Source organism: Rhodanobacter sp. G2-10 (genome assembly GCF_055809185.1).
In genome coordinates, this window is the sequence record NZ_CM147900.1 from 2,693,671 (window position 1) to 2,711,143 (window position 17,473).

General features: G+C 65.4%; 12 protein-coding genes. 2 read left to right on the plus strand and 10 right to left on the minus strand.

Annotated elements, in window-relative coordinates; translation table 11 throughout:
• Positions 1-39: 39 nt before the first annotated feature.
• The 9 genes from AC0L58_RS12270 to lptF all read right to left on the minus strand — a co-directional run bounded on the left by AC0L58_RS12270 (position 40) and on the right by lptF (position 11,508).
• Positions 40-807, minus strand: coding sequence for a DsbC family protein (locus AC0L58_RS12270; RefSeq protein ID WP_473683775.1), 768 nt, complete (start codon positions 805-807; stop codon positions 40-42).
• Between the two features lie 114 nt (positions 808-921).
• On the minus strand, positions 922-1,440 hold the full coding sequence (locus AC0L58_RS12275) for an adenine phosphoribosyltransferase (protein WP_473683777.1): 519 nt from the start codon (positions 1,438-1,440) through the stop codon (positions 922-924).
• 238 nt (positions 1,441-1,678) lie between these two features.
• Complete coding sequence (locus tag AC0L58_RS12280) at positions 1,679-2,869, minus strand: GGDEF domain-containing protein (RefSeq protein ID WP_473683779.1); 1,191 nt, start codon at positions 2,867-2,869, stop codon at positions 1,679-1,681.
• A 324-nt stretch (positions 2,870-3,193) separates the two neighbouring features.
• On the minus strand, positions 3,194-4,216 hold the full coding sequence (locus AC0L58_RS12285) for a LacI family DNA-binding transcriptional regulator (protein WP_473688719.1): 1,023 nt from the start codon (positions 4,214-4,216) through the stop codon (positions 3,194-3,196).
• A gap of 189 nt (positions 4,217-4,405) precedes the next feature.
• Entirely contained in the window at positions 4,406-5,827 is a 1,422-nt protein-coding gene (locus tag AC0L58_RS12290; RefSeq protein WP_473683781.1) for a sugar porter family MFS transporter, read from the minus strand.
• 410 nt (positions 5,828-6,237) lie between these two features.
• Positions 6,238-8,058 carry a DNA helicase RecQ gene (recQ, locus tag AC0L58_RS12295; protein WP_473683783.1) on the minus strand — a complete coding sequence of 607 codons (1,821 nt, stop codon included), beginning with the start codon at positions 8,056-8,058 and terminating at the stop codon, positions 6,238-6,240.
• Positions 8,059-8,151: 93 nt separating this feature from the next.
• A complete protein-coding gene (gene ltaE, locus AC0L58_RS12300; protein ID WP_473683785.1) occupies positions 8,152-9,174 on the minus strand; it encodes a low-specificity L-threonine aldolase in 1,023 nt (340 codons plus the stop codon).
• A 121-nt stretch (positions 9,175-9,295) separates the two neighbouring features.
• Positions 9,296-10,396, minus strand: coding sequence for an LPS export ABC transporter permease LptG (lptG, locus tag AC0L58_RS12305; RefSeq protein WP_473688721.1), 1,101 nt, complete (start codon positions 10,394-10,396; stop codon positions 9,296-9,298).
• On the minus strand, positions 10,396-11,508 hold the full coding sequence (gene lptF, locus AC0L58_RS12310) for an LPS export ABC transporter permease LptF (protein ID WP_473683787.1): 1,113 nt from the start codon (positions 11,506-11,508) through the stop codon (positions 10,396-10,398). Before lptF ends, lptG begins: the two co-directional genes overlap by 1 nt.
• 184 nt (positions 11,509-11,692) lie before the next feature.
• On the opposite strand from lptF, the gene AC0L58_RS12315 reads away from it, so the two are divergent.
• Together AC0L58_RS12315 and AC0L58_RS12320 are read left to right on the plus strand one after the other, a co-directional pair.
• A complete protein-coding gene (locus AC0L58_RS12315; RefSeq protein ID WP_473683789.1) occupies positions 11,693-13,183 on the plus strand; it encodes a leucyl aminopeptidase in 1,491 nt (496 codons plus the stop codon).
• Positions 13,184-13,342: 159 nt separating this feature from the next.
• Positions 13,343-13,762 carry a DNA polymerase III subunit chi gene (locus AC0L58_RS12320; RefSeq protein WP_473683791.1) on the plus strand — a complete coding sequence of 140 codons (420 nt, stop codon included), beginning with the start codon at positions 13,343-13,345 and terminating at the stop codon, positions 13,760-13,762.
• Positions 13,763-13,818: 56 nt separating this feature from the next.
• Here the strand turns inward: AC0L58_RS12320 and AC0L58_RS12325 are convergent, their stop codons facing one another.
• On the minus strand, positions 13,819-17,319 hold the full coding sequence (locus AC0L58_RS12325) for a hybrid sensor histidine kinase/response regulator (RefSeq protein WP_473683793.1): 3,501 nt from the start codon (positions 17,317-17,319) through the stop codon (positions 13,819-13,821).
• Positions 17,320-17,473 lie beyond the last annotated feature (154 nt).

Consider the following 17,473-nt stretch of genomic DNA (forward strand, 5'->3'; position numbering starts at 1 on the left):
ATACGGCATAAACCGGTGCCGCGCGAGCCTGCGATCAGCTCAACCGCCCGTCTGCAGCGATTTCAGCAATTGCTCCGGGGTGACATAGCCGCCCAGCGAGTTGCCATCCGGGCCGTAGATCGTGGGCGTACCGCTGACCCCGAGCTTCAAGCCCAGCTCGAACTGGTCCTTGACCGGATTGGCGCAGGTGGCCGCAGGCGGGGCGTGGCCCTTGGTTGCCGCCGTCAGGGCGGCCTTGGGATCCTTGGCGCACCACACCGAAACCATCTCCTTGTAGGTCGGCGTGAGGCTGCCCGAGGTGGTGGTTACCCCTTCGCGTGGCCATGCCAGGTATTCCACTGCAATGCCGGCCTTGTTGAACGCGGCGACATGCTCGTGCAGGGCGCGGCAAAACCCGCAGTTGACGTCGGTGAACACGGTCACGGTGTATTTGGGGTTGGCCGGCGCGAAGATGATGCGCTGTGACGCCGGCACCCTGGCCAGCGCCGTCTTGCGGAACTTCGCCCAGGCGTCGTCGCTGAGGTTCCTGCGCTGCGCAAGATCCACCACATCACCGTGCATCAGATACTTGCCGTCGGTGCTGATGTAGACCATCTGGCCCGAGGCGATCACCTGATAGAAGCCGGGCAGCTGCGCTTGCTGGATCGAATCCACCTCGACCTTCGACGACAGCTTGCGGATCGCCTGCTGCACCATCTGCACCGTCGCCGGTGTGATCGTGGGGCCCACCACCGGCGCCGCCGCCGTCGCGGCAAATGCCTGGCTCGCCGAGCCCAGCAAACCCAGCAGCAAAATTCTCTTGAGCATCAGTAACCTCGGTGGCGTACGGAGCGTGCGCCAAGGCGGCGCCGCGGTGCGGTATTCTCGCACAGGGCCCGAACCCGCCCACGTCGACTGCGACGAAACGGCACGTCGATGGGCTCAGTAGCACAGCAAACTGTGCAGTGGCGCCCGTTCTGCCCAGCGTGAACGCCCGTTCAGGCCTGTCAGCTCGACCACCACGCCTGCCCCGATCAGTTTGGCCCCCGTACGCTCGATCAGCTCCGCACCCGCCACCAGGGTCCCTCCGGTAGCCAGCACATCGTCGAGAAGCAGCACCCGCTCGCCCGGCCGGAGCACCTCGTGCTGGAGCTCCAGTCGATCGGTGCCGTATTCCAGCGCGTAATCCACCGAGTGCACCGGCGGCGGCAACTTTCCCGGCTTGCGCAAGGGCACGAACCCCGCCTGCAACCGCAACGCGAGTGCAGCGCCGAAAATGAACCCGCGCGCCTCGATCCCGCCAACCACCTGCACGCCCTGCCCCAGCCAGGGTTCGGCCAGTGCGTCGATGCAACGCGCAAAGCCGCTGGCACTGGCCAGCAATGGGCTCACGTCGCGGAACATGACCCCGGTGCGGGGAAAGTCGGGCACGCTGCGAATCAGGTCGGCCAATGTCTGCATGGAGCGTCTCCGTGGAATTCCGCGGTCGTCGTGGAGACGACACGGTAACAACTGGCGCGTCGCCGACCCAGAGCCTGCCTGACCAGGCTCCCGGGAGCTTGGGCCGCACAATCTTTGGAGAGCGAGATGAGGCTGTCGCCACAGGGTGTGACTGTCGGAGGGCTTGCATGGTCATTCCATGCAAGCCCGACCAAAGGCGCAGGCTTTGGATGAGTGCGTTGTCGCAGTCCAAAGGCTTCTACGACCCAAGCTCCTGGACTGCAGGTTCACGCAACCGCACCGTGTTGCGCCCGGATTGCTTCGCCTCGTACATGGCTTCGTCTGCGCGAGCGACGACTTCGATCACCGTTTCATCCGGGGATACCTCGGCTATCCCGGCGGAAAACGTCAACGGCGGGGCACTGCCATGGGGCAACTTGTGCATTTGCGAAAGCAGGCGCTGAATCATCACCACGGCCTGCGGGCCGTGCGTATCCGGCAGAAGTACCAGGAACTCCTCTCCGCCCCAGCGCGCGATCAAGTCCGAATCGCGTAGCGTGGCTCTCGCTTCCCTGGCGAAGGCCTGCAGCACGCTGTCACCAAACGGATGACCCTGGGTATCGTTGATCCGTTTGAAGAAGTCGAGGTCGATGATGGCGACGCTGAAAGCATTGCCATAGCGCTGGAATCGGTGCAGCTCGTGCGCCAGTCGATCCTCCGCGTAGCGACGATTGACCAACCCCGTCAGGTCATCGTGCGTCGCCAATCGCCGCACTTCCTCCAGTGCCTCGCTCAGAGCGGCATGTTGCGAGCGGAGTTTGCGCCGGAAGATCGACAATTGCGCCGCGATGACGGAGACCGCTGGCAGCACGATCGACATCATCAGAACGTTGGTCCCGTCGATATACAGCTCGCTGGCGCGGACCGCCGGATCCAGACTGGCGGGCCGGGACAAGGTCAGTATCGTCACCGTGACGATAAGGCTCGCCAGAGTCAGCAGCGTGAGCCACATGATCCGGCGCCAGCTCAGCGAGAACGCGCCAAAGGCAAAGATCAACAGCATCGGGTACAAGGTCATGCTGCGCGTGGGGCCGCAAAGCACATAAGCCCACTCAACGCCTGCCAGCCCCAGCATCATCTGTATCGTGGTCAGGGAGGGGTCGACGAGTCGTTCGCTCCACCCGCTGCGCAGCGCCACGTAAACGCAGATGAGGAAGATTGTCAGGAACAGGACCCAGCAGTAATAGGAGAAGACGCTGGCAGATCCGTACCGGAGACCGAACCCCACCACCGGCACGCTGCCGGCATAGACCGCGGCGACGACCACCCACTGCGTGAGCCGGATCCGCCGCCGCCGGTCCGTGGTGAGGATCAGGTCGGAAATCTGTTCCATCCAGGACCTGGCAGGGATGGATGCAGCATCTTTGGTCACAGAGCGCTCAGGTGGCATGCGCGTCAGCCTCCGTCGTTTCCCTGCGCCGTGAGCATTTCCACACGCGCACCGATTCCCCTGGACTTGCGCCCCCACCGCAAATTCGGCTTTCTCACCGCCAACTTCACCGGCAACACCTCACTGCCCACCGAATCGCCCCGAATCAGCCCAAACAGGTTATCGGCCGATACCACCCCGACTTGACTGCGGACCCGCAACGCCACGACCGACGGCGGGTTGACCACCCACCTTGTGATGATGTCGCGACAAGGGTTCGCACCCGCAAACGGATAGCCACTGAGCTGGAGCAACCACCTCTGCGCAGACCCCGTCTTGCGCCGTTCACCGCAGACTCGATTTCCGCACCATCAGTTTCACCGGCAACACCTCGCTCTCCACGGCCTCGCCCCGAATCAGCCCGAGCAGGCTGTCGACCAGCACTGCACCGGCCTGGCCGGTGTCCTGAAGCACCGTGGTCAGCGGCGGGTTCACGAAACTCGCCGTGGCAATGTCGTCGAAGCCGACCAGGGCGACATCCTGCGGTACGCGCAGGCCGTGGTCGCTCAGCGCACGCATGGCGCCGATCGCGATCAGGTCGCTGGCGGCGAAGACGGCATCGAAACCGACTTCCTGCATGATCAGGTTGCGCATCGCCTCGTAGCCGGAATGCTGGGTGCTTTCGGCATTTTCCTGCAGGGCGGGATCGACCTCGATGCCGGCGGCGGTGAGCGCATCGACGTAGCCGCGATAGCGGCCGAAAAATTCCGGATAGTGGCTGGAGGCATCGCCGAGGAAGGCGATCCGGCGACAGCCGCGCTCGAGCAGGTGCTCGGCCACTTCCCTGCCGCCACGCTCGTTGTCGCTGCCGAAGGACAGGCCGGGCTGATCGGGCAGGACCGCGCCCCAGCGCACGAAACGGGTGCCCTGCTCGACCAGTTTTTCCAGCTTGTCGCGATAGGCGAGGTAATCGCCATAACCGAGCAGGATCAAGCCGTCGGCCTTCTTGCTGTCGGCGAAATCGGCATGCCAGTCATCGGACAGCTGCTGGAACGAGATCAGCAGGTCGTAGCCTTGCAGCGCGCAGGCACGGGTGATCGAACCGAGCATCGACAGGAAGAACGGATTGATGTGCGATTCGTCGGCGGTGGGGTCTTCGAAAAACAGCAGCGCCAGCGTGCCGGTGTGCATCCGGCGCAGGTTGGACGCGTTCTTGTCGAGTTTGTAATTGAGTTGCTCGGCGGCAGCCTGGATGCGCCGCCGGGTTTCCTCATTGACCAGCGGACTACCGGCGAGCGCACGCGACACCGTGGCCTGGGAGACCCCGGCCAGGTGTGCAATGTCGATCGATGTGGCCTTGCCCTTCATCCGCGACCCGATCCGCCAGTTGCCCCTCAAACGCTGCGCTTGCGGCCATGCCATGGCCGCCGCCGTTTCCGAATCCTAACCGCTTTGCGCGTCGCGCGTCGTAGATGGCGCGGCGTGCTTCCACGCTGCGGCAGAATGTTGACGGCACCTGCGCAGTCGCGCCAACGGAAAAGGAGTGCTCCATGGTCCTCATGCCTGCATGTCCTCCAGCTCGACGCCCTTGGTCTCGCGTACCGCATACAGCACGAAGAACAATGACAGCAAGGCAAAACCCGCGTACAGGCCGTAGGCGAAGGTCAGGCCGATCTCCGCCAGTGCCGGGAAGGTGCTGGTGATGGCGAAGTTGGCCAGCCATTGGGCCGACGCGGCAACCGCCAACGCCAACGCGCGGATCCGGTTCGGGAACATTTCACCCAGCAGCACCCACACCACCGGACCCCAGCTTACGCCGAAGAACACCACGTAGGCATTCGCCGCGACCAGCGCCACCATGCCCACCGAACCGGGCAGACTGAGATCCGCCCCAGCGCCGGTAGCCTGCGAAAAGCACCAGGCCATCGTGCCCAGGGTGATCGCCATGCCGGCCGAGCCGATCACCAGCAACGGCTTGCGTCCGATCTTGTCGACCAGCGCGATCGCCACCAGGGTCACCAACACGTTGACGATCGAGGTGACCACGGTGATGGTGAACGAGTCGGCCTCGCTGAAGCCGACCGAATGCCACAGCGTGGCGGAGTAGTAGAAAATTACGTTGATGCCGACGAATTGCTGCAGTATCGACAGGAAAATGCCGATCCATACCACCGGCAGCAGACCCGTTGCCTTGCTGAGCAGGTCGCGCAGGCGCGGCTTGTGCTCCGAGCGCAAGCTGGCCTCGATGTCCCCCAGCTTCTTGTCCAGCGCGGCTTCGCTGTGCATGTTCAGCACTTTCAGCAGGACTGTCCGTGCCTCGGCCAGTCGCCCTTTCGCCACCAGATGGCGCGGCGATTCGGGCACAGCCAGCACCAGCAGGCCATAGATCAAGGCTGGGAGCGTTGCCGCCAGGAACATCCAGCGCCAGGCCGGCATGCCCAACCAGAGCATGCTGGCGGCGCCCCCGGCGGCATCGGCCAGCCAGGCATCGCTGAGCAGGGCTGCGAAGATGCCCAGCACGATCGCCAGTTGCTGCATCGAGCCGAGTCGGCCGCGAATACGCGCCGGCGCCACCTCGGCGATGTAGGTGGGCGCGATCACCGAAGCGACCCCGACACCGATGCCGCCGATCAGACGCCACACGACCAGGTCCCACACGGCCGAGGCCAGACCCGAGCCCAGCGCGGCAGCGACCAGGAACGCCGCGGCTACCTGCATGGTGCGCACGCGGCCGAAGCGATTGGCCAACATGCCGGCGAATCCGGCGCCGAAGGCCGAACCGAGCAGCGCGCAGGAGACCGTGATGCCGATCTGACCGGCATCCAGCTCGAAATGGCTGCGAATCGCGTCGACCGCGCCATTGATCACCGCCGTGTCGAAGCCGAACAGGAAGCCGCCCAACGCGGCTGCCGCCGATATCAGTACGACCCGCATCGTTGCGTGCTGGCCCAACCCGTCTGTCGCGTTCACCGAGCTCATCGCGTCTCCCCACGTCATGGCATGCAGAACAGCCCGAGTCTGCACCGAGCCGGCTGGTCGTGTCCGACTGAATACGTATGCAATGAACGACGGGAGATTTCAACTCAACGGCGCGGGGGCGGCGGGCAGAGCCCGCCCTACGCGGAGTGCCGCTCGATCCAGGCAGTGAACGACGAACGATTTGAACTCGACGAAACGGGGGCGGCGGGCGGAGCCCGCCCTACGCGGAGTGCCGCTCGACCGAGGCCATGAACGACGGACCATTTCAACTCGACGAAATGGGGCGGCGGGCGGAGCCCGCCCTACGCGCAGTGCCGTTCGACCGAGGCCATGAACGACGGACCATTTGAACTCGACGAAACGGGGCGGCGGGCAGAGCCCGCCCTGCGCGGAGTGCCGTTCGAGCGAAGTCAGGCTGGTGCGTTGATCACGGCGAGGAAATCCTGGCCGTAGCGTTTCAGCTTGGCTTCGCCCACGCCGCTGATCCCGGCCAGCTCGTCCTCATTGGCGGGCAGCGCGCGCAGCATCGCCAGCAGGGTGGCGTCGTGGAACACCACATAGGGCGGCACGCCCTGCTGCCTGGCCAGTTGCGTGCGCAGCGCGCGCAACTCGTCCCACATCGGCTGCTCGTAGGCCTCGATGCCGAGGCTGCCGGAGCCGGTGATCTGTTTGCTGTCGCGACGGCGACGACGGGCGCGCTCGGGGCGGGCATCCTCGCGCAGTCTCACGCTCTGCCCGCCAGTGAGCACGGCCCGACTGGCCGCACTCAGGCGCAAGGTGCCGTAGCCTTCCGCATCGGCTTCGAGCAGGCCGGCTGCCAGCAACTGGCGAAACACCGAGCGCCACTGCTTGTCGTCCAGCTCGGTGCCGATGCCGAAGGTGCTCAGGCGATGGTGGTCGAGGCTGAGCACGCGTTCGGTCTCCTCCCCGCGCAGCACGTCGATGACGTGGCCGGCGCCGAAGCGCTGGCCGGTGCGGTACACCGCCGACAAGGCCTTCTGCGCGGGTACCGTCGCATCCCAGGTTTTCGGCGGCGCGATGCAGTTGTCGCAGTGGCCGCAGGGCCCGGGATAGGTTTCGCCGAAGGTGCCCAGCAGAAGCTGGCGCCGGCAGGTGGTGGCTTCGGCATAGGCCAGCAACGATTCGAGCTTCTGCCGCTCGACCCGTTTGCGCTCATCCGCCGATTCGGACTGCGCGATCATCTGGCTCATGGTGACCACGTCGGACAAGCCGTAGATCATCCATGCCTCGGCCGGCAGGCCGTCGCGACCGGCGCGGCCGGTCTCCTGGTAGTAGCCCTCGATGCTGCGCGGCAGGTCCAGGTGCGCCACGAAACGCACGTCGGGCTTGTCGATGCCCATGCCGAAGGCGACCGTGGCGACCATCACCACGCCGTCCTCGCGCAGGAAGCGCTGCTGGTTCTTCGCCCGCGTCGCCGCATCCAGCCCGGCGTGGTACGGCAATGCCTCGATGCCTGACTCGGCCAACCATTCGGCGATGCTGTCCACCTTGCGCCGGCTGAGGCAATACACGATGCCGGACTCGCCCTCGTGACCGAGCAGGAACTCGCCGAGCTGGCGCTTGGCGTTGTGGCGCAGGCCCACGCGGTAGCCGATATTGGGTCGGTCGAAACTGGAGACGAACTGCCGCGCGTTCTGCAGCGACAGGCGCTCGACGATTTCCTCCCGCGTGCGCGGGTCCGCGGTGGCGGTGAGCGCAATGCGCGGCACCTGCGGAAAGCGCTGGTGCAGAATCGCCAGCTCGCGATACTCGGGGCGGAAATCGTGCCCCCATTGCGACACGCAATGCGCCTCGTCGATCGCGAACAGCGCCACTTCGATGCGTTCAAGCTGATCGAGGAACCGCGAAGTCAGCAATCGTTCCGGCGCCACGTAGAGCAGATTCAACCCGCCCGCCAGCAACTGCCGCTCGACCTCGCGCTGCGCGTCTCCGGCGAGGCTGGAATTGAGATACGCCGCAGCCACGCCCGCCTCGCGCAAGGCATCCACCTGGTCCTGCATCAGCGCGATCAGCGGCGACACCACGATCGCCGTGCCCTGCCGCAGCAAGGCGGGAATCTGGTAGCAAAGCGACTTGCCGCCACCGGTCGGCATCAGCACCAGCGCGTCGCCGCCATCGCACAGATGCTCGACGATCGCCTGTTGCTGGCCACGGAAGCCGGGGTAGCCGAAAACGCTTTGCAGCAGGTCGGATGCGGAAGGCTGGTTCATCGCCATCATGCTAACAAAACCACGGCGCGCGGCTGTCGGCCTGCACCGCCCTGCCTGTCAAGCAATACCGCCTCGGCATGCGGGGCAAGGCCGTCAGTTTGCACGCGCGAAAAACTGGCGAAAGGCCGCCACCGTGCGCTCGATGCCATCGTCATCGATGTCCAGATGCGTCACCAGACGCAGCGTGGGCAGGTAGCCGATGCTGATGCGGATGCCAACTGCCTGAAGGTGGGTATCCAGTTCGCGCAGTCGCGCGGCCGGCACGTCGATGAAGACCATGTTGGTGTGCTGGCCAAGCAGCTTGATGCCGCCGATCTCGCCCAGGCGCTCCGCCAGGTGCGCCGCGCGGCGATGATCCTCGACCAGGCGCGCCACATGATGATCCAGCGCGTACAGGCCTGCCGCGGCCAGCATGCCCGCCTGACGCCAGCCGCCGCCGCAGACCTTGCGCCAGCGCCGCGCCTTGTCGATGAGTGCGTGCGAGCCAACCAGCACCGAGCCGACCGGTGCGCCCAGACCCTTGGACAGGCAGATCGAGACGCTATCGAAGTGGCGGGCGATCTCGCGCGCCGGCACCTCGCAGGCGATCGCGGCGTTGAACAGCCGCGCGCCATCCAGGTGCAGTGCCAAGCCTCGCGATCGCGCAAAGTCATGCGCCTCGCCCAGATAATCCAGCGGCAATGTCCGCCCGTGCCAGGTGTTCTCCAGCGCCAGCAACCGCGTGCGTGCGAAATGCGGGTCAACCGGCTTGATCGCCGCCTCGATCCGCTCCAGCGGCAGTGAACCGTCATCCGCCTGCACGATGGGTTGCGGCTGGATCGAACCCAGCACCGCCGCGCCGCCACCTTCGAACTTGTAGGTATGCGCTTCCATGCCGACCAGGTATTCATCGCCGCGCTCACAATGCGCGAGCAAGGCCAGCAGATTGGACTGCGTGCCGCTGGGCACGAACAAACCCGCGTCGAAACCCAGCTCGTCGGCCAGGCGCTGTTGCAAGGCGTTGACGGTGGGATCTTCACCGTAGACATCGTCGCCGACCTCGGCGGCGAGCATCGCCTCGCGCATGGCGCTGGTCGGGCGTGTCACGGTGTCGCTGCGCAAGTCGATCACATTCATCGTTTTGTTCTCCTGAGGGGGAATCGGGAATGAAGAATCGGGAATCAGAAAGGCAGGCGTTGTTCGGCATGCCGAGTTTGCTTTTGCAATTCCCGATTCCCCATTCCCGATTCCCGACCCCTCACACCCGCCGCCTGAAATACAGCCACGCCACACACGCCAGCAACATCGCCGGCAACAGGTTCGCCAGTAGCGGTGGCATGCCGTAGACGGTGCCGAAGTTCACCATGGCCTGCTGCATGAAATACCAGCCGATGGCCAGCAGCATGCCGATGAAAAGCCGCTTGCCCAACCCGCCGGAACGCAAGGTGCCGAAGGCGAAGGGCATGGCGCACAGCACCAGCACCAGCACGTTGAGCGGATACAGTGCGCGACCCCAGAAGGCCACCGCATAGCTGCCCGGGCTCTCGCCGTTGCTTTCCAGATAGTCCATGTTGCGGCGCAGGTCGCGCATCGACAGGTATTGCGGCTGGATCACCGACTGCGCCAAGACCTGCGGGTTCAGGGTCGAATGCCAGGGTTCGCTGGCCATCGTGGTGGAGTGCGTACCCTGCTCGTCGAGCACGGTCTTGCGCACGTCATGCAGTACCCACTGCGAGCCGTCGTGTTCGGCCGTCTTGGCCCACTGGAACTGGCTGATCCTGCCGTCAGGCGTAAACGTGAATACGCGCACGTCAGCCAGCTGCACCTTGCCTACGCCGTCACTCTGCTTCAGCGTGGTGCCACGCGCATTGATGATGTCGTTGCCGTCGCGTGCCCACAGCCCGCTATTGGTGCCCATGCCGATGGCGCCCGAGCGCATGCGCAATTGCATCGCCTGCGCCTGCTGGTCGCCCCAGGGTGCCACGGTCTCGCCCATGATCACCACACCGACGATCAATACCGCGACCACGCCCGCCGCCGAGCCCGCAATCCGCAGGCGGGACAGGCCGGCGGCGCGCAGCGCGGTGAGCTCGCCGCTGCCAGCCAACCCGCCCAGCCCGAGCAGGCCGCCGATCAAGGCGGCGTTGCCGAACATTTCGTAGGCACGGCGCGGGAACGTCACCAGCACGTAGACGGCGGCGTCGGTGGCCGTGTAACCGTGCTTGCCCACGTTGCCAAGCTGACGCAGAAACTGGGTCACGGCATCGAAACCGGTCAGCACCAGCCACACCGTCAGCAGCGAGCCGAGCACGCTGATCGCCACCAGCCGGTCCACGCGCTTGATGTTGAACACGCCCATCACGCTTTGCCCGCCGTCGATGCGGGCAATCGGCGCGGCGAGTACTGCTTCCACAGCATCCAGCAGGCCAGGCCCAGCACGATCACGTGCAAGCCCCACAGCGGCAACTGGTTGTGCCAGTGGCCCTTGCCGATCTGCGCCCGCCCCAGTGCCAGCAGCAGGTAGTAGAGATAGAAGCCCAGCACGGCCAGCAACAGGCGGCCGTACTTCGGTTCGCGCGGGCTCTGTCGCGACAGTGGCAGGGCGAGCATCAACAACACGAGGGTCAACGGCGGCGCGTTGGTTCGCCAGGCCAGTTCGGCGCGGTCATCGGGGTTGGATGACTGGGACAAGGCCCAGGTGCTCTTGGAGTGCGAGGGATCCTCGTCGTCGTCGGCCTGCACGCTGGAGAGCGAGGTGTCGTTGCTCTGGTACTGCATCTGGCGCCAGTCGTCGGCACCCACCGGAATGTCGTATTGCCAGCCATTCTTGAAGGCGATGAAGCGGCCGACGCCGTCGCTGCCCTGGTACAGCTGGCCACTGGCTGCGCTCACCACCTTCAGGTGCACGGCCCCTTCCTTGTTGACGCGCTGCGCCGCGACGAAGGTTCGTCCGAGCTGCGTGCCATCGCGACTCAGACTGTCCACAAAGATGATGCCGCCCTTGCCGGGAAGACTGGTGAAGCGCCCCGCATCCAGGCCGGCGGCAATCACCGAGCGGTTCGCCGCGGTCACCAGCGCATCGCTGGTACGCACGGCCCACGGCCCCAGCCACAGCGACACCAGCATGGTGAGCCCGACCAGCACCGCGCCCAACAACGCCATCGGCCGCAGCAGGCCCGCCGGCCCCATGCCCGACGATGCCAGTACATGCATCTCGCTCTCGCGGTACATCCGACCCAGGCCCATCAGCACGCCGATGAAGCTGGCCAGCGGCATCAGGTTGGTCAGTCCGTCGAGCGTACGCAGGCCCAGCACCTGGAACATCACGCTGGCGGGAAAGCTGCCGTTGGCGACCTGCTGCAGCACCTTGGCGAAGGCACTGCCGGCGACGATCACCAGCAATACCACCACGGTGGCGGCCACGGTCTGCGCCAGCTCACGCAGGAAATAGCGGTCGAGAATGCTCAGCATGCGATAGACTTGTCTGCTTGCGCGGTTCGCCCCTGGAGGCTGTCGGGCTTTGTTGGTCGAGGCGAGAATGCGGCTGTGTAAGGATTCGCAGACTTGCCGACCAAAGTCCGACAGACTCCGCAAGGCGGAAAACCGCAAGTCTAGCCTGTCCGGCCATGACCGGGCTCAAACAGGAACATATCCCATGACACTTCAGTTCAGCCTTGGCACCTCCACACCCGAATCCGTCGACAACGCGTGCATCGTCGTTGGCGTGTACGAAAACGGCACGCTGAGCAGCGCCGCCGAACGGGTGGACAACGCCACGGACGGATTGATCAAGCGCCAGATCGAGAGCGGCGACATCACCGGCAAATCTGGCAGCAGCTGCGTGCTGTTCGCTCCCGCCGGCATCAGTGCCAGGCGCGTGCTGGTGGTCGGACTGGGCGCGCAGAAATCGTTCGATGGCGCGCGCTTCCAGAAGGCGAACCACGAAGCGACCCGCGCGCTCGGCCGCCTGCCCGTCACCGAGGCAGTCTCGTATCTGACCGAGCTGGATGTGCCCGGTCGCGATGCCAACTGGCGCATGCGCGTGGCCGCGCTGGCCAGCGACTTCGCCGCCTATCGCTACACCGCCACGTTCAAGCCGCGCGACAAGGCCAAGCCACCGGAGTTGGCCGCGATCACCTTCGCCGGCAGCGCCGACGAGGAGGCGTCGCTGGACCAGGCCGCCGGCATCGCCGAAGGCGTGCGTTTCGCGCGTGAGCTGGCCAACCTGCCGCCGAACATCTGCAACCCGGTGTATATCGCCGAGCAGGCCAGTGCTTTCGCCGCCAACCACGACAAGGTCAGCTGCAACGTGCTCGACGAGGTCGAGATGGCCAAGCTGGGCTTCGGTTCGCTGCTTGCGGTGGCGCGCGGCTCGGCCAACAAGCCGCGCCTCATCGCGCTGGAATACAAGGGCGGCAAGGAAGGCGACAAACCCTACGCCTTCGTCGGCAAGGGCGTCACCTTCGACGCGGGCGGCATCAGCCTCAAGCCCGGCCCGGGCATGGAAGACATGAAATTCGACATGGGTGGCGCGGCCGGTGTGCTGGGTGCCTTCGTGGCCGCGGTGAAGATGGGCGTCAAGCTCAACCTGGTGTGCGTGGTGCCGAGCGTGGAGAACATGCCCGATGGCGACGCCTATCGTCCCAGCGACGTGCTGACCAGCCTCTCCGGCCTGACCATCGAAGTGCTCAACACCGATGCCGAGGGACGCCTGATCCTGTGCGACGCGCTGACCTGGACTGCGCGCACCTACCAGCCACACACCATCATCGACGCAGCCACGCTGACCGGCGCCTGCGTGGTGGCCCTGGGCAAACACGCCAGCGGCCTGATGAGCAAGCACGACGACCTCGCCGCCGAATTGCTCGCCGCCGGCGAGGAAACACTCGACCGCGCCTGGCGCCTGCCACTTTGGGATGACTACCAGGCCCAGCTCGAATCCGGTTTCGCCGACGTTGCCAACATCGGCGGCAAGACCGCCGGCGCGATCACCGCCGGCTGCTTCCTGTCGCGCTTCACCGACGGCCAGCGCTGGGCCCATCTGGACATCGCCGGCACTGCCTGGGAAGACGGACGCAAAGGCCTGGCCACCGGTCGCCCGGTGACATTGCTGGCGCAGTGGTTGCTTGACCGAAGCGATAAGTGAGGGAAGAGAAGTGAGGAGTGAGAGAGAAGCCACACGCTTCCTCGCGTTGCATGAGCCTTCGCTCTTCAACTCCGATCTCCACACCGCATTTTCCGTTATCCCCCGCCTTCACCTCACGTTGCCTCTCACCACTCACTTCTTTCAACCCACTCCTGCCTGATGCGCGCCGACTTCTACCTCATCGACAAACCACGCTTCCGCGAGCAGCCCTTGCTGCTGGTGTGCGAGCTGGTGAAGAAGGCGTACGCGGCGCAGCAGCCGACCTTGATCCTGACGCGCGACCACGAGCAGGCGCACGCCGTCGACGAGCTGCTGTGGGCGTTCGACGATGACGCCATGATTCCGCACCAGCTGGCCGGCGACGATGACGACGCGCAGACGGCGGTGCTGATCGTGCCGCCCGATGTGGATACGCCGGACCGACCGCTGCTGATCAACCTGCGCGACGCGTGCCCGGGGCGCTCCTGCCAGCGCGTGCTGGAAGTCGTGGCCGCCGACCCGGCGGCGCGTGAGGGTTCACGCGAGCGTTGGCGGGAATATCAGCGGTTGGGATTCGAGGTGCGGAAGTACGATATGTAGGGTTGTGGGGCGGGTGTTCGGTGTTCGGTTTTTGGAGGGCATCGCTTGCGTTGTGGTCAGGGCTGCGGCGTTGCCATTTGGGCGCCGATGGTTCGTGCCAGGGCCGCGACCAGTTGTTCGCCGGTCACCGGCTTGCGCAGGAAACCGTCCATGCCGGCCTCGCGGGCGCGTGCTTCGTCACGGCCACCTGATCTGGCGGTGACCGCGATGATCGGCAGGTGTTCGTCGGCGGGTTCGCGCTGGCGGATCAGGCGCGCGATCTGGAAACCGTCCACGCCCGGCAGATCGAGATCCAGCAGTACGGCATCGAAGCGCGTGTGCGCCAGCTCGGCCAGCGCCGCCAGTCCGTTGACCACGTGCACCAGGGCGTGGCCCTCGCGCTCCAGCAATCCGCGGATCACTGCCGCCACGATGGTGTCGTCCTCCACCAGCAGCAGCCGGTAGCTGCCGCCCTCGCCGGTCAGCGGCAAAGCTTCAACACTCTCGGGCGGAACCAGCGGCAGACGCACGCGGAAGGTGCTGCCATGGCCGACGCGTGACTCCAGCTCGATGCTGCCGTCCATCATGTCGACCAGCTCGCGACAGATCGCCAGGCCCAGGCCGCTGCCGGCGCGCCGCTGCGGCCCGTCCGCCTGCTCGAAGCGCTGGAACAGGCGGGCCTGGCTGGCTTCGGGAATGCCCGGCCCGCTGTCGCTGACGCTGAACAGCAAGCCGTCCGCGGTGGCGGTGGCGCGCAAGGTGACGTGTCCGCGCTCGGTGAACTTCAAGGCATTGTTGGCCAGGTTCAACAGCACCTGCTTGATCCGCACGGCGTCGCCGACCACCTCGGCCGGCAAATCGTCGGCGAGCTCGAGCACGAAGCGGATGCCCTTGGCATGCGCCAGGCCTTGTTCCAGTTGCGCCACATCTTCCAGCAACTGGCGCGGATTGAACGGCGCCGGTTCCAGCTCCAACCGGCCGGCCTCGATCCGCGCCAGGTCGAGCGCGTCGTTGAGCAGCTTGAGCAGCATGCCGCCGGAGCGCTGCATCGCGCGCGTGTAGTCGTGCTGCAAGGGATTGAGCGGGGTGCTCAGCAGCAATTCGGCCATGCCCATCACGCCGGTCATCGGCGTGCGGATCTCGTGGCTGAGCGTCGCCAGGAACTGGGTCTTTGCCGCGCTGGCCGCTTCGGCCATCTGCCGCTGCTGGTCGGCCAGTTGCACCTGATGGCGCTGCGCCAGTCGCCGGCGCCAGCCTTGCAGCAGCGCGCCGGCCAGTGCGGCGACTACCAGCACGTAAAACAGCCATGCCCACCAGCGCGCCCACGGCGGCGCCTGCACATGAATATGCAAGGGTGCGGTCAGTCTGCTCCACTGGTCATTACCGCCAGTGGCGCTGACTTCCAGCGTGTAGTCACCCGCCGTGAGTCCGGCAAATTCGCGCTCGCCGCGATTGCCGACCCCGACCCAGTCGCTGTCGAAGCCCAGTAATCGGTAGCGATAGCAATTCGTGTCCGGGTTGATGTACGACGCCAGGCGCGCGTCCACGCGCAGGTCTCGATCACGCCATCCCAGCTGGACGCTGTCGTGGTCGACAGCCAGTTCGTGGTAATTGCCGTCTCGCCGCACGCTCACATTGGTCAGCGTCAACGGGGGCCGGCTCGCGTGCGTCGACCTTTCCTCGCGCATCAGATGTTGCGGTTGAAACGCCACCACGCCGCCGGTGTCGGACGCCACGATCACGCCATCAGTGGTGACTTTCGTGTCGCCCGAACCGAATTCGGCATTGGGCAGTCCTTGTGCAGGACCAAACGATGTGAACTTTCGAGTGGCCGGGTCGAAGTTCCACAAGCCCGGGTTGGCGAACAGCCACAGCCCGCCTTGTTGATCAACCCGCAGGGCAGTCAGGTCCGCCGCCGACTGCACCACCCGGGTATCCACGACATCGTCGCGCCGCGCCTGGCCGTCCACGATCACGTAATGCCCGATCGACTGGTCCGTCAGCAACCACAATCCGGTGGCATCGAAATCGAACGCGCGTATTTCCGTCGCGGGGGTGCCGGGTACGTCCACAAGCGTGCGGGACGTCGGATCAAGGCGCATCAACCCGTCCGTGCTCGCATACCACAACGTGCCGGCATGCCAGGTAAGTTGGGACGGCAGCAAGCGTCCCGTGCCCTGCTCGTGGGTCGTCATCGGGACGGGCGTGATCGCCAGGCTGTCCGGATCGATGACGAATACCCCCTCGCCCCATGAAGCCAGATACACCCGGCCATCATCGCCGGACGTGAGAAGCACTGGACGCGTCACTTGCGCGTGGCTGATGTTGATCGAGCGGAGCTTTCCGTTTTCGAACAGCTTCAGACCACCGGGCACGGCAATCCACAGGCGTTGGCGACGATCCTCCGCCAGCGCCACGATCTGCGCGTGGATGTTCTTCAGCACATGCTCGACCTGTCCCGTGCGCACATCCAGCTTGTCGAGCCAGCCGTCGTCACCGCCTACCCACAAACGATGATCGTGACCGTACAACAGCGTTGCCGCCGTGATCTTGGACAAGCTGCCGGGGTCATCCGGGATGTGCGTGAAGCGCGTGAATCCATCCCAACCTGGTGGCAGGTAGGCAATGCTGGATTCCTCGAACGTAATCCACAGCCCGCCCTCGCGATCAATCAGCGTCTGCCATATCTTGCTGCCCGGCAGCCCGCCGGGCAGCAACGGGTGACCATGAATCGCCTGGCGCTGCCCGGCGCCGGTATCGAGTACAAGTTCGTCGGCCTTGCCAATCCACAGCCGCCCCTCGTGATCGCGCGCGCTGCTCAGCACGCGAGATGACGCCTGCTGCAGCAACGGCCGTGCGATGCCGTCGGCGCCGATCACCAGCAAGGCATCATCCAGCGCGACACGCACTTCGCCGTCACCACCCTCGATGGACCAGATCTTGTGCAGATCGCCGTGGTAGGCCGGATCCACCGGCACCCGCTGCACGTGGCCGTCGGGCAGGCGCAGGTACAGGCCGCTTTCGGCGCCTATCCATAGACGCCCGTCGGCTTCGGCCAGCAGGGCCCGTATCGGTCCGAACGCTGCGGCAGGCGCACCCTCGACCACCAGCGGCACGTGATCGAATCCGGTCTCATCCGCGCGCATGCGATCAAGGCCCGCCTGGGTTGCCACCCACAGCGTGCCATCGGGGGTTTGCGCGATGTCCCAGACTTCATTGCTGGACAGACTGGCCGGATCGGTGCCATCACGTTCCCACTGCCGGAAGCGGTTGGTTGCCTGGTCGTAGACTTCCAGACCACCGGCGATTCCGCCGGCCCAGATCCGGTTCTGCTTGTCGGCAAACACGGTGTAGATCGCGTTGAACGGCAGCGATTTGTGATCGTCGCCGATGTGCCGGTACACCTTGAAATTGACCCCGTCGTAGCGAATCAGGCCGCCGGCGGAGCCGAACCACATCAAGCCGTTGCGATCCTGCGTCACCGCGTAGACCTGCCCACCCGGCAGTCCGTTGGCGATGCCGAATCGACGGAACTGCGGAGTCGGCAATGACGTGACCGCCGTACGCGCGCTGGCCATCGCCGCTGTTGGCGTTGCGGACGGATTCGGCGTCGCGCTCGATGAGGCAGTCGCCAGAACAGCGCCAAGTACTAGTGATGCAAACATCCGGATCCCCGTTTCCGCAATCGGCATCATGCCAAACCTGATGCCGCGGCGCACGAAACCGGGGTTG

What these genes read in the sequence shown, in the direction of transcription:
- recQ (WP_473683783.1), bottom strand. Translation starts at nt 8,058, where the DNA reads ATGAACCAGCCTTCCGCATCCGACCTGCTGCAAAGCGTTTTCGGCTAC.
- AC0L58_RS12315 (WP_473683789.1), top strand. Translation starts at nt 11,693, where the DNA reads ATGACACTTCAGTTCAGCCTTGGCACCTCCACACCCGAATCCGTCGAC.
- AC0L58_RS12275 (WP_473683777.1), bottom strand. Translation starts at nt 1,440, where the DNA reads ATGCAGACATTGGCCGACCTGATTCGCAGCGTGCCCGACTTTCCCCGC.
- AC0L58_RS12290 (WP_473683781.1), bottom strand. Translation starts at nt 5,827, where the DNA reads ATGAGCTCGGTGAACGCGACAGACGGGTTGGGCCAGCACGCAACGATG.
- lptF (WP_473683787.1), bottom strand. Translation starts at nt 11,508, where the DNA reads ATGCTGAGCATTCTCGACCGCTATTTCCTGCGTGAGCTGGCGCAGACC.
- AC0L58_RS12320 (WP_473683791.1), top strand. Translation starts at nt 13,343, where the DNA reads ATGCGCGCCGACTTCTACCTCATCGACAAACCACGCTTCCGCGAGCAG.
- AC0L58_RS12285 (WP_473688719.1), bottom strand. Translation starts at nt 4,216, where the DNA reads ATGAAGGGCAAGGCCACATCGATCGACATTGCACACCTGGCCGGGGTC.
- AC0L58_RS12325 (WP_473683793.1), bottom strand. Translation starts at nt 17,319, where the DNA reads ATGGCCAGCGCGCGTACGGCGGTCACGTCATTGCCGACTCCGCAGTTC.
- AC0L58_RS12270 (WP_473683775.1), bottom strand. Translation starts at nt 807, where the DNA reads ATGCTCAAGAGAATTTTGCTGCTGGGTTTGCTGGGCTCGGCGAGCCAG.
- AC0L58_RS12280 (WP_473683779.1), bottom strand. Translation starts at nt 2,869, where the DNA reads ATGCCACCTGAGCGCTCTGTGACCAAAGATGCTGCATCCATCCCTGCC.
- lptG (WP_473688721.1), bottom strand. Translation starts at nt 10,396, where the DNA reads ATGGGCGTGTTCAACATCAAGCGCGTGGACCGGCTGGTGGCGATCAGC.
- ltaE (WP_473683785.1), bottom strand. Translation starts at nt 9,174, where the DNA reads ATGAATGTGATCGACTTGCGCAGCGACACCGTGACACGCCCGACCAGC.